Origin of the sequence: Hyalangium sp. (assembly GCF_035629615.1) — a bacterium.
In the GTDB taxonomy this organism is placed as follows: domain Bacteria; phylum Myxococcota; class Myxococcia; order Myxococcales; family Myxococcaceae; genus Hyalangium.
Map to the genome: position 1 here is coordinate 1 of NZ_DASPHO010000761.1, position 11,131 is coordinate 11,131.

Sequence of the window (11,131 nt, forward strand, 5' to 3'; positions counted from 1 at the left end):
TGAAGCCGAACATCCCCAGGCGGTAGCGCCTCAAGTAGCGCACCTCCGAGAAGCGGTGCGGGACGATCTCCAGGAGATCCTCGAAGCCGCAGTCCCGGACCAGATCCATCAGGGCCTTGCGGTTGGGCACCATCACCAGGCTGCCTGTCTCCTTGGCCATGACGCTGTCAGGCACGACGGCGGCCCAGGGTGGCTCCGGGCTCTGGAGGCGGGCGAAGTGCTGCTCGCGCCGGGACTGGGGACTGCCTTCGAACTGCTTGGGCAGCGCCGAGTACTCCACGGGGGTCTCCGCCTGGAACTTCAGCCACGCCTCGCCGCTCGCTCCGCCTTCCTGCTCGAAGAGGCCATCCGTGAGGCCGAAGTCCGTGTCCCGGAGCATCCACCACATCGGATAGTCCTCCTCGTTGCTGTCCGAGCGGAAGTGGACGTGGCTGTCGATCATCACTACCGAGCGCGTGAGCCGGCTGACCTGGTGCATCGCCCCGATGGGATCGCGCAGGTGGTAGAGGATCCCCATCAAGAGGACGACGTCGAACTCGCCAAAGCGCTCGGCGGTCAGCTCCTCGATGCTGGCCACCTCGAACCGCATGCCGCTCAGGTTCAGCTCGTCCCGGATGGCATTGGCCTGCTCGATGTGGATGGGCCGCGGATCGATGCCGACCACTTCCTTCGCTCCGAAGCGCCTGGCCGCGAAGGCGAACCCCCCGCAGTTGCACCCGACATCCAGGACGCGCAGCCCCTCGAGGCTCCCTCCGAACAGGCGCAGCAGCCCCGGGAAGAAGAGGTTCACCGCGTGGCGGATCCGCCGCGTCTCCGGGTTGGTGAACACACCGGGCGTCAGCTCGACGTCATGGTGGAAGGGCCGCAGCTTCTCGAGCCGCTCGGACAAAGGGGACATGATCAGCGCTCCTGGGGAAAGGAAGGATTCGCCACCGCCCAGGGCTCATCAGCTCCCGAAGCTCGGTGGAGGGGGTGGGCGCCGTGCCAGGCGCAGGCCCCAGGTAGTGGTTGGGAGCACGCCCCAGGGCGATGCGGGCAAAGCCGCCCAGCCGGGCCAGCCAAGGGAACCCTTCACCGCGCAGGGTGGCCAGCGCACGCAGCATCCAGGGCTCCCACGTGCGGGCCCGCACCGGGTGGGGAGCAATGCCGAAGAGCTCGCCCAGGCGCGCTTCGCGTCCCTCCAGCCACAGCTCGGAGGGCGAGGCCGGGGGAGGCTCCCCAGGCGCCACCGGGTGGCGGACGAGCGCCACGAGGGCCTGGGCCACGTCCTCGGCGGAGCAGACCTTGACGGGGACTGCGGCGAGGGCTGGCAGGTGTCGCAGCGTGAAGCGGACAAAGGCCGGGGCGGGAGAAGGCGTGCGCTGCACGATCCCCAGCGTCAGGACGACGTCCACTCCCGGGGTGGTGAGGCAGTACGCGTGCGCCTCGCGCTTGGCCCCGGCGTAGCCTCGCGCATCCCGCTCCGGGCGATGCTCGGCGGCGCTGCCCAGGTGCAGCGTCAGCGGATGGGCGCCCTGCTCGCGAGCCGCCGTCGCCGCCGCTACGAGGGCACGGACCCCTGCCAGGTTGACCTGCTGGAGCGTCTCGGCGGGACCCTGCTTGCAGGTGACGAAGTTGATGATGGCTCGCGGCGAGCCGCCCTGCCCCCTGGCAGCTCCCAGCAGCTGGGACCAGAAAGCGGGCTGCCAGGCCTCCTCGCGCGTGACATCGACTCCCAGCGGGTGAGGCTCGGCGCGCCCCACCGCGACGATTGAAAACCCCGCCTCTCTCAGGGCCCGGGCGGTGAGGCTGGCGAGGAGGCCGCGAGCGCCCAGCAGCACCACCACCTCGCGCGCACACCGTGCTCCGAGGACGCTCATGGAGAGGTGGAGGGAAAGAACGAGGTGATGCGCTCCTGGGGACGGATCACCAGCTGATCCCAGCTGCGCTTCAGCCCCAGGAAGAACTCAAAGTACTTCTGCCGGGCCTGGGCCCAGGGCTGGGGCTGCTCCGTCCGATCCCGGAACGCCTCGCGCGCCTGCTGCAGCTCGGGGACGCTCCAGTCCGACACCAGGGTCATCATCTGCAGCAGCACCGGGTCATTCACGGAGTGAGCATCCAGGATCTTGGCGCGCAGCACCGCCTCGGAGTCGTTGAGGTTGATCGCAGACTCCGGGATGCTCTTCGACATCTTCGGGTAGGGGTGCAGCCCGCCGATGAGCCGCGCATACAGCCCGCCCACGTGAGAGTCCTTGGGCAGGAACATGCCGGGGTAGTCGGCATTCATCTTGGGGATGACCAGCCGCGCCAGATCCGCGAAGTAGTGCTCCTCGATTCCGGCGAGCACGAGCACCCGGCGTTTCCCGCGGCAGATGAGCGGCTCGAGGATGTCCGCCACTGTGTAGGCGGTGTCCGTCCAGATTCCGAAACGGTTGCCGAGCAGGCCGAGGTTCCCGTACAGCGTGGCCGTCGCCTCCTGGTTGTGCTCGAAGTCCTGCTCGCTCAGGAAGCGCGTCAGCAGTCCGGCGATGCGCAGCACGTCCAGGCTCTCGTGCGTGCGCAGGTTGCGGCCCGCCGTCTCGAGCCCCAGCGCCTGGATGAACTCCATGAAGCACGCCGTGTAGTACCCGAGCGTCTGCGGAGGCGTGCGCCGCGAGCACCAGGCCCCCAGGTTGGAGATGATGAGCGTCGTCTCCATGCCCGTCTCCCGGCGCAGGGACTTGGCCTTGAAGATGACGCTGAGCGTGCCGCCCGTTGGCGCGTTGGTGGGGCCAAATCCGGTGACGATGTGCGCTTGGTCAACGGGGACCTCGTTGATGCGGTCCGCCTGATCCTGGCAGAGAAACTTCTCGTCCAGGAATTCGATGTCCGAGAGCCCTTGCAGGCGCTTCAGCTCGCGGATGGGGCGGTAGCCGCGCTCGGCCATCAACTGCGCGAGCGCCTCGGGAGAGAACAGATCGGCGGGGGGCTGGGACATCCAAGGCTCCTCAGGCGGCGAGCGTGGCGGCCCTCATCTCCGCGATGAAAGCCTGCAGGCCTGGGGTGCCCAGCGTAGCGCGGACCTGAGCGACTTGCTGGGCGTCAAGGTTCCGGAGATCGCCGTCTCCCAGGATGAGCGCGGCCTCGATCGAGGCCATGTCCTGGAAGTCCGAGGGGGCGTCACCCGAGAGGAACTGCTGCAGCGGAATCGCCCCGGCCTCGTACAGCGGAGAGCGGGACAGGCCGACTTGCTCGAAGCTCCAGCTCCCTTGCTCGAGGATGCCGGCGCGGGCGGAGACCCACTCGGTGGAGCCCCACGGAGACACCTCATCGAGCAACGGCGCGCCGTCCGCGGAGCGCCCGGACACGACGAGCACCTCCGCCTCCGGATAGAGCCGGCTCAGCACCCGCGCGCACACCTCGATGGGGCCCGCGGTGAGGCCATAGATGATGCGCTGGCGCTCCACCGGCGAGGCGAGCACCGCGGGGGCGCAGACGCTCAACGCCGTGGGGGCGAACGTCGTCCCGTGGTACCAGTGGGCGAAGCGGGGCATGTACTGCTCGCAGCGCCAGAAGCTCAGTCCCAGGCGGGCGCTGAGGGACTGGTTCTCCTGGATGGAGGTGGCAACGGGCCTTCCGAGCAGCACCTCGAGGGAGTCCGCGGAGCCTGTGGGCCGGGAGGTCCCTCCCGAGCAGGACTTCGAGACGACCACCGGCAGCCCCCGCTCCCGAGCCAGATAGGCCGCCAGGATGGAGGCGGTGGTGCTGATGGAGGGCAGCTGGATGCGCCGCTTGCCGCTGCCGCACAGATCGACCACCCGCGCGCCGGGGTTCAGGCGCACCGGGCGCTGCGCATCCAGCGACTTGATCTTCGCCGCGAGCACGGACAGGGCTTCCACCGAGGCCAGGGTGTTGCCCGGCAGGTGGATCAGGCGCCAGAGCAGCCCCAGGAGGCAGCCGAGCTCGAAGGTGCCCTCCCATCGCTCCTCCTCGGGCGAGCTGAAGATGCGGTCGAGCAGGAATGCCATCTGCTCAGGAGAGGGAAGCTGCCCGGCGGTGAGGCGCGGGCGCAGCTCTTCCTCCACCCAACCGGAGACCCTCAAGTCGGCCGGGGCCAGGTGCTCATGGCCCATGGACGCCAGGATGCCCCGGAGGTAGCCCCGCTGGAAGGCCTCCACGCGCGGAGGCAGCGTTCCGCGCAGCAGCTGCAGGAGCAGGGGCCGCCCAAGGAACGCCGCGGTCTGTGTGGGTGACCGAGCGTCGGTCAGCGCATTGAGCCCTGACATCCAGGTGCGCAGCAGACGCTGCTGCTCCCGCGTCACCGAGCCTACGGCCGGCGTTTTTTCGGAAGTGAGTGCAATGGTCCGAGCCATGGAATCCAGCTTATAACATCATAGCCAGATATCCAATCTTGACAGGTAATTACGGACTCCCGGCTACAGCGCCGCTGTGGGGGTCAGTTCATCTGCGTCGCGACGATGGGGTTCTGCTCCGAGGTCTGCCAGGGCAGGTCCGGCCACCAGCGCTCGAAGGTGGGCAGCGCGCCCGGCTCGAAGCTCTGGCCCGGCTTCGGAATCACCGCCGTCACGCCCGTCCGCTGCGCCGCTGCGAGCACCCGCTCCACCGGCTCCGTCCACCCGTGGAAGGCGAGGTTGAAGAGCCCCCAGTGCACCGGCAGCATGACGCGGCCGCGCACCCACTGGTGGGCGGTGACGGCCTGCTCGGGGCCCAGGTGCCAGTCGGGCCAGGCGCTCCCGTAGGCGCCCGCCTCGATCATCGTCAGATCGAAGGGCCCCAGCCGCTCTCCAATGTCCCGCATCGCCGGGAACAGGCCCGTGTCCCCTGAGAACCAGACGCGGTGCGTGGGGCCGATGAGCGCATAGCTGGCCCAGAGCGTCGCATCGGTGTCGATGATGAGTCGCCCGGAGGCGTGGCGCGCGGGCGTGGCGACGATCTCCAGCCCCTTCACCTTCGTGCGCTCCCACCAGTCCAGCTCGACGATGCGCGCCGCGGGAACGCCCCAGTACACCAGGTGCGCGCCGACGCCGAGCGGCACGATGAAGGTGGTGTCCCAGTCCTTCATCGCGGAGAGGGTCGGCTCGTCCAGGTGGTCGTAGTGATCGTGAGAGATGATGACGGCGTCCAGGCTGGGCAGCTCGCCGAGCGCGAGGAGCGGCTCGTACCAGCGCTTCGGCCCCACCGTGCTCAGCGGCGACGCTCGCTCGCCCCACACCGGATCGGTGAGGATGCGGTAGCCGTCCACCTCCACCAGCAGTGTGGAGTGCCCGAGCCAGGTGACACGCAGCCCGGTGGGCGGGGGCGTGGCGAAGCGCTCGTGGCCGCCGTGCACCGTGGGCACCGGGAGCGAGGGGCTCCCGTCCGCGCTGGCCTTGAACGCCCCCGTCACCGAGCCCCAGAAGTCGTTGATCATCGGCTGCGGGTTCACGAAGCGGCCGTCGCCCCACTGGGGAGACCTCTCCATCCGCGCGCGCCGCTCCCCTTCGGCCCGACGGCCGAACGCCCTCCACCCGTCCACCAGCGCGCCCACCACGACAAAGGCCAGCAGTGCGCCCAGGCCCAGGGCCACCCGGCGCGGCCAGCTCCTCTGCTTCAAGCTCGTCATGCGACCTCCTCAAGCGGGGCGCACATGGCGCGGACGGCGACCGTCATTCCTGCGACGAAGGCTTCCCGGTTCGTGCTGCTGTACTTGAGCCCCCGCGCCGTCGCGTGCAGCGTGTCCGCGAGCTGGCGCGCCGTGAGCCCGGTCGCCTTGTAGGCGGCCACCAACCCGGACGCGCGGAGCACCTTGGCGACCGCGTCCAGGAACAGCCCCTCGTATCGAGCAATCAGGGGGCCGACGAGCTCGCCGCCAACCTCGGCGAGGTCCGACGCGCCCGCACCCATCATGCCGACGTACCGGCCCGTCGTCTCGTCGAACGCACGCACCAGCCGGGCCTCCAGCCGGAGCGAGGAATCCCCCAGCGCGGCAGTGGCGGCGGCCAGCGAGCTCTCCACCGTATGCTGGAGAGTGGCCCGGAACAGCTCCTCCTTGGTCGCGAAGTGCAGGTACAGCCCCTGCCGCGACACCTGGGCGGCGCGTGCCACCTCGTCCATGGACGTCTTCCGGTACCCGTAGCGCATGAAGACCGTCAGCGCGGCATCCAGCAGCCTGCGCTGACGCGCGTCGTCGAGCGACCTACGCGGAGAGGTGGAGTCAGAAGCCATTCTCGGCACATTTTACAATTTGGGCTCAATTTGTCAATCAAGATATCTTGCAGCGACACGTTCAAGCGGGCAAGCAGGGCCTCGCCCTTCCACAGCACCGCCTGCCCCCTCACAACCCAGGGGCCACGGCCCGCCTGGGGAGGGTGAAGCGGAAGGTAGAGCCGCGGCCCAGCTCGCTCCAGTCCCTTCATGGCGTCCAGGCCATGCCTCGCGTCCAAGCGGCGGCTTGGTCCCCTAGGTTGTGGTGGCACGGGCAGCTTGAAGCTGCTGCACGAGACGACGAACGCCGAGTGCGATCTGGTCATCAACACCAACCTGTCTTTGAGCTTCGTCTCCTATGACGTGTCAGTTGACATGTCAGCCTGCTGCTGACGCGTCAATCCAAGCCTGAGCTCGAGGCGCACCGGTTTTCAGTGGAGGGATGCACCAGTCCGCGACGGCCGTTCCCTTGAGGAGGAGGTACGACCATGAAGCGTTCATGGCTGACGGGCGTCATCGGGGCGTTGGGAATATCGGGCAGTGCGCTCGCCCACCATGGGTGGAGTGGATACCAGAGCGACAAGCCAAGCACGCTCACGGGCGTCATCCGTGAGTCGAAGTATGAGAACCCCCATGGCCATGTCACCCTCGAAGTGGAGGGTAGGAAGTGGCATGTCGTCCTCGCGCCGCCCTCCCGGATGGAGCGCCGAGGCCTGACGCGCGAGGAGCTGGCCGTGGGCGCGGAGGCCACCGTGGAGGGATATCCCCACCGGACCCTCCGGGACGAGCTCCGTGCCGAGCGCATCACCCTGTCGGGAGAGACGGTGGAGCTGCGCTGATGCCAAGCGCTGCCGGCCCGGCGTGGCTCGGCTGGCTGGAGACGACTCGGCTAGCGGAGCTGCTGCGTGGCGAGCCTTGGCTCTTCCCCTTGGTGGAGGTGCTCCACATCCTCGGCTTCGTCGTCCTGGTCGGCGCGGCCGTGATGTTCGACCTCCGCCTGCTCGGTCTCTCCCGGCGGCTGCCCGTGACGGAGCTCGCCCGCCACCTCCTGCCATGGGCCCGAGGCAGCCTGGCGGTGGTGGTGCCAACAGGGGTGCTGCTGCTGCTCCCACAGGCAACCCACTTGGGGATGAGCCTCGTCTTCCGTCTCAAGCTCACCCTCCTCTTGCTGGCCTGTCTCAACGCCCTCCTCTTCCACCATGGAGTGTTCCGCTCGGTCCAGGCGTGGGACACCGACGCACCCGCTCCTCCTCGCGCAAGAGCCTCCGCCATTGCCTCACTCGTGCTGTGGGCGGGCGTCATCACGTGCGGTCGGCTGCTCGCCTATCTCTGAAATGAGGCCGAGCCTTTGGACCAGGGAACCGGTGGCACAGCCTCTGCAACGCAACACAGGGAGCATGATGGAAGGGCGCTCCCCCTTCATGCCTGAAACCGAGAAAACCCGCTGCACTCCTCCGAGACGGGCGGCAGCCGTGTGACGTTCCGCATCCCTCAGTCGCTCCAGGAGTCGTGGAACCTCGCGGGCGCCGCGGAAAGGAAGGAGGGCTAGCTTCCGGTCGCCACGCACCGCGAGGCCTACCCGATCGAGGTCCTTCGGGTTCTCGGCTCGAGGCGAGGAGCACTGCACCCGGGACGAAGCGCTAGCCGCCGAGACACCGAATCATCAGCACCAGGCCAATCCCCCCGACGATATACACCCAGGCCGGGGTGCCCTCGTCGGAGCCCGACGACTCAGGCGCCACGGAGCCGAAGAAGGGGGCCGTGTCCGGCGCAGGACCGATGCGCACGGGCTGGGGCGGCCGGGACGCCTCCGGCGGAGGAGCCGCGGAGGCCTGCTCCACGGCCTCCAGGTCCTTGGACACGTCCGAGACGAGCGTGAGGATGCTCGCGAAGCCTCGGGATGGGAGGACGCCTGGAGCGTCCGGATCATTCTGCATAAAAGGCCTCGGGTGGAGCGCCCGTCTCAATCATTCAGCAGATCGGAGAGCCGGACGGCGGTCTTGTGCTCGGAGAAGTTGCGGATGGCGGTCTCGAGGATGTGGACATTGTCCACGGCCAGGTAAGGCAGCTCAGCGTAGATGCGGGCATCCTGTTGGTGCCTGATCACCAGGCTCCCATTTCCAGTCTGGAACTGGAGCTGGTTCCAGGTGCCATAGATCGCGGAAGAATCCCACTGGCCCTGCCGCCGGGGCAGCACCAACCCCTGGTCGTCCAAGACAACGTCGCCGAAGACGACCTTCTGCCCCTTGGCGATCGTGATGAGCGTCTCGATGAGCAGCCGGCGACAGACCGCGAGCCACAGCTTCTCCAACAAGCTCGAGTAGGCGAGCCTGTCGAAGGTGGTGATCGTGGCGGACGAGTCCCCGTCCCCGAAGGTGATGATGAACTTGGGGTGCCCACCCTCCTCGTCCGCGATGCCCCCCCACCGGATGCGAGAGATGGCCTCGAGCGGCCAGCGCATCCCCTGCCAGTCGATGCCCGCGGGCGAGATCCGAACGGTATGCCGCTGGAACGTGCCCAGCTCGGCCTCGTAGGCGATCGCGCGCTCCCACTCCCGCCGGGAGGCCTCCCGCTTCTGGGCGATCTCCTGGAGCGCCTGGGCGTCGTCGCTCGTCACCTCGGCCACCCTGGGCACCTCTCCGAAGGCGTCCTGGAGAAGGGCGGTGAGGAGCTTGGACTCCTCGAGCAGCCCGTGCGCGTTGTAGAGCTCCAGTGCCAGCTCGCGCACCGCGAGCGCCACCCGGTGGCTCAGCGCATGGTCCAACCCGCGGCTCATGGAGCTGAGCTGGACGGGCTGCGCCACCATGTCCCAGTTGGTCACCACGTCCTCGATGCGGGACAGCAGGCGCTTGAGGAACGCGCGCGGGAGCTGCTTCGCCACACTTCGACGGACGGCCTCCACGAGCAGCTCCACGTTGCGCGCCTCGGCGTCCAGGAAGCGCTGGGCCTCCACCTCGTAGGCGTCGACCATGTCGTCGATGAGCCCCGGTGCAGGGCGGGTGCCGCGCGCGGTGGCCTCTGTCACGACCACGGTGACGAGGCTCACCAGCTCCAGGGGGGGCAGCACCTCCAGCGCGCTCTTGAGAGCCGTACGGTAGTGCCGGCGCCGCTCGGCCAGCGCCTCCGCCACCGCGCTCACCTCGCGCACCTCCGGGAAGCCCGCCACGGCGCGCTCCTCGTTGATGAGGGCGCGGACCTGCTCGGCGTCGCATGTCTCCATCAGCGTCGCCAGCTCCAGGATTCCAATGGCCAGCCCGCTGTCCATCTGGGTGCCTTCCAGCCTGGGCAAGGCCGCCGCCAGCAGGTTGGCCTTGGACAGGGCGGGTATGCCCGTCATCGTCCGGACCGTCGAGGCGGCGCGCTGCACGAACTCCACGGCTTCGCTGGCCTGGGCCGGATCCAGGCCCGGGAGCCACGCCACCTCGGCGGCGAGCCGGTTGCGCGGGTTGCTCAGGTCCGCCCGCGCCTGGGTGCACAGGACCGGGTCCTGCGACAGGCTCCGCTCCTCCGCCAGCTCCAGGAGGCGCCGCCGGTCATCCCTCGGGGAGGCCCCGAGGAGGTGAAAGGGATTCTCAATGAGGTGCATGCGTCACTTACCAAACCCGATCTTCCGGGTCTCCTTGCCTACGCCCTCACGAGGCGGCAGCGACTTCAGCGCCGCAGTGAGGCTTGCCCCGTCCAAGGTGCTCTTGCCAGCGCGGGCCGTCAGCCGAGCACCCTCTCGCACCACGAAGGCCACGTCCGACAGGGGCCGGCCCGTCAGGGCGCCCACCAGCGGCTCCACGTCCAGCTCCTTCTCGCAGGGGAGCTGGGAGAGCAGCCTGGCCAGCAGGGAGCGCACCTCCTCCTCCGTGGGCATATCCACGGCGATGACGTGGTCGAAGCGGCCGCGGCGCAGCAGCGCTGGATCAATCGTCTCGATCCGATTGGTCATCCCGATGACGAGGATGTTGTTGGCGATGGCCTCGGGGATGCGCCGGAGGAACTCGGCCACCTCCTCCACGTGGTGAAGGCCCTGGCCGCCCGAGAGCTGTCTGTCCGAGAGGAACGCATCCATCTCGTCGATGACGATGATGGCGGGACTGGCGCGCAGGGCCTCGTCAAAGACCTTGGCGATCTTCCGGCCCGTCTCGTGGATGTAGGGGCTGCCAATGGACGACGAGTCGATCGATTGGCTCGGCCAGCCCAGGTACTCGATGAGCTTGTTCACCGCGAAGGTCTTCCCGCAGCCGGGCGGCCCGTGCAGAGCGATGGCGGCGGGGAACTCGATGCCCAGCGCCTTGTAGCGGCTGGCGTTCTCGATGATGTCGATGACGTGCTCGCTGAAGAAGGCCTCCAGCGTCGCGCGGCCCGGTAGCTCGAAGCGCTTCGGCTTGGAGGCACCGGGGACCTCTGGCTCCTTCTCGGCGACGCGCAGGCCGGCCGCCTCGACGATGGACTGGAGCTCGCTCATGCTCAGGCCGCGGGTGAGAGAGGAGAGCCGCCGCAGCGATTGGGCGGAGACGCGCACGCCCCCCGAGAGCCACGTGCCGAGCACCAGGTCATCCGCTACCTCGGGACCCGTCGACAGCACCGGCAGCAGCCGGGAGAACCGCTCCACGTAGACCGCACCCTGCAGGTTGGAGGTGGCATCCCGCTTGCGCGTCTCGCGCAGGGCGATGGAGAACGCCAGCGCCTCGCTCCCATCCCGGATGCGGGGGCTGGCATCCACAGGCGCCAGCAGATGCCCTGAGTCGCTGGCCAGCACGCGGTACGTCTCCGCGCCGAAGCTCAGCGAGGCCAGGGCGTCGGCCTCCAGCAGCCCACGCCCCACCCAGGAGCGGGCCAGGTCCTCGCGGGCCACCAGCACCCTCCCCTCGGGAGCCGTCTCGTAGATCTGCCAATCCTGCCCCTCGGCCAGTGCGGCGCGGGTGCTCACGCCGCCGGGCAGCGCGAAGCCAACAGGCAACCAGGGATCCAGTACCATGAG

At 68.7% G+C, this 11,131-nt stretch carries 11 protein-coding genes; 2 read left to right on the plus strand and 9 right to left on the minus strand.

The window, feature by feature from the left end; genetic code table 11:
* The 6 genes from VD972_RS38000 to VD972_RS38025 form a co-directional block, all read right to left on the minus strand.
* Positions 1-898: class I SAM-dependent methyltransferase (locus VD972_RS38000; RefSeq protein ID WP_324993720.1), on the minus strand; the 898-nt coding region annotated here is incomplete at its 3' end.
* Complete coding sequence (locus tag VD972_RS38005; protein ID WP_324993721.1) at positions 849-1,859, minus strand: hypothetical protein; 1,011 nt, start codon at positions 1,857-1,859, stop codon at positions 849-851. The genes VD972_RS38000 and VD972_RS38005, both read right to left, overlap by 50 nt.
* On the minus strand, positions 1,856-2,956 hold the full coding sequence (locus tag VD972_RS38010) for a hypothetical protein (RefSeq protein WP_324993722.1): 1,101 nt from the start codon (positions 2,954-2,956) through the stop codon (positions 1,856-1,858). The genes VD972_RS38005 and VD972_RS38010 overlap by 4 nt, the downstream gene beginning before the upstream one ends.
* 10 nt (positions 2,957-2,966) lie before the next feature.
* Positions 2,967-4,331 (minus strand): hypothetical protein, encoded by a 1,365-nt coding sequence (locus tag VD972_RS38015; RefSeq protein WP_324993723.1) that lies wholly within the window; start codon positions 4,329-4,331, stop codon positions 2,967-2,969.
* Positions 4,332-4,414: 83 nt separating this feature from the next.
* On the minus strand, positions 4,415-5,581 hold the full coding sequence (locus tag VD972_RS38020; RefSeq protein ID WP_324993724.1) for an MBL fold metallo-hydrolase: 1,167 nt from the start codon (positions 5,579-5,581) through the stop codon (positions 4,415-4,417).
* On the minus strand, positions 5,578-6,183 hold the full coding sequence (locus tag VD972_RS38025; protein ID WP_324993725.1) for a TetR/AcrR family transcriptional regulator: 606 nt from the start codon (positions 6,181-6,183) through the stop codon (positions 5,578-5,580). The genes VD972_RS38020 and VD972_RS38025 overlap by 4 nt, the downstream gene beginning before the upstream one ends.
* A gap of 467 nt (positions 6,184-6,650) precedes the next feature.
* Between VD972_RS38025 and VD972_RS38030 the strand changes: the two genes are divergently transcribed.
* Entirely contained in the window at positions 6,651-7,001 is a 351-nt protein-coding gene (locus VD972_RS38030; protein ID WP_324993726.1) for a DUF6152 family protein, read from the plus strand.
* On the plus strand, positions 7,001-7,495 hold the full coding sequence (locus tag VD972_RS38035) for a DUF6644 family protein (protein ID WP_324993727.1): 495 nt from the start codon (positions 7,001-7,003) through the stop codon (positions 7,493-7,495). The genes VD972_RS38030 and VD972_RS38035 overlap by 1 nt, the downstream gene beginning before the upstream one ends.
* A gap of 307 nt (positions 7,496-7,802) precedes the next feature.
* Here the strand turns inward: VD972_RS38035 and VD972_RS38040 are convergent, their stop codons facing one another.
* The 3 genes from VD972_RS38040 to VD972_RS38050 are packed head-to-tail and all read right to left on the minus strand — an operon-like array spanning position 7,803 to position 11,128.
* Positions 7,803-8,099: a hypothetical protein gene (locus VD972_RS38040; RefSeq protein WP_324993728.1), complete on the minus strand. Its 297-nt coding sequence runs from the start codon at positions 8,097-8,099 to the stop codon at positions 7,803-7,805.
* A gap of 26 nt (positions 8,100-8,125) precedes the next feature.
* Complete coding sequence (locus VD972_RS38045) at positions 8,126-9,748, minus strand: hypothetical protein (RefSeq protein ID WP_324993729.1); 1,623 nt, start codon at positions 9,746-9,748, stop codon at positions 8,126-8,128.
* A gap of 3 nt (positions 9,749-9,751) precedes the next feature.
* Positions 9,752-11,128 carry an ATP-binding protein gene (locus VD972_RS38050; RefSeq protein WP_324993730.1) on the minus strand — a complete coding sequence of 459 codons (1,377 nt, stop codon included), beginning with the start codon at positions 11,126-11,128 and terminating at the stop codon, positions 9,752-9,754.
* Positions 11,129-11,131: the final 3 nt, after the last annotated feature.

Excerpts from the sequence above, each read along its gene's own strand:
- VD972_RS38015 (WP_324993723.1), bottom strand. The coding sequence starts at position 4,331 with ATGGCTCGGACCATTGCACTCACTTCCGAAAAAACGCCGGCCGTAGGC.
- VD972_RS38045 (WP_324993729.1), bottom strand. The coding sequence starts at position 9,748 with ATGCACCTCATTGAGAATCCCTTTCACCTCCTCGGGGCCTCCCCGAGG.
- VD972_RS38030 (WP_324993726.1), top strand. The coding sequence starts at position 6,651 with ATGAAGCGTTCATGGCTGACGGGCGTCATCGGGGCGTTGGGAATATCG.
- VD972_RS38010 (WP_324993722.1), bottom strand. The coding sequence starts at position 2,956 with ATGTCCCAGCCCCCCGCCGATCTGTTCTCTCCCGAGGCGCTCGCGCAG.
- VD972_RS38025 (WP_324993725.1), bottom strand. The coding sequence starts at position 6,183 with ATGGCTTCTGACTCCACCTCTCCGCGTAGGTCGCTCGACGACGCGCGT.
- VD972_RS38005 (WP_324993721.1), bottom strand. The coding sequence starts at position 1,859 with ATGAGCGTCCTCGGAGCACGGTGTGCGCGCGAGGTGGTGGTGCTGCTG.
- VD972_RS38040 (WP_324993728.1), bottom strand. The coding sequence starts at position 8,099 with ATGCAGAATGATCCGGACGCTCCAGGCGTCCTCCCATCCCGAGGCTTC.
- VD972_RS38020 (WP_324993724.1), bottom strand. The coding sequence starts at position 5,581 with ATGACGAGCTTGAAGCAGAGGAGCTGGCCGCGCCGGGTGGCCCTGGGC.
- VD972_RS38035 (WP_324993727.1), top strand. The coding sequence starts at position 7,001 with ATGCCAAGCGCTGCCGGCCCGGCGTGGCTCGGCTGGCTGGAGACGACT.
- VD972_RS38050 (WP_324993730.1), bottom strand. The coding sequence starts at position 11,128 with ATGGTACTGGATCCCTGGTTGCCTGTTGGCTTCGCGCTGCCCGGCGGC.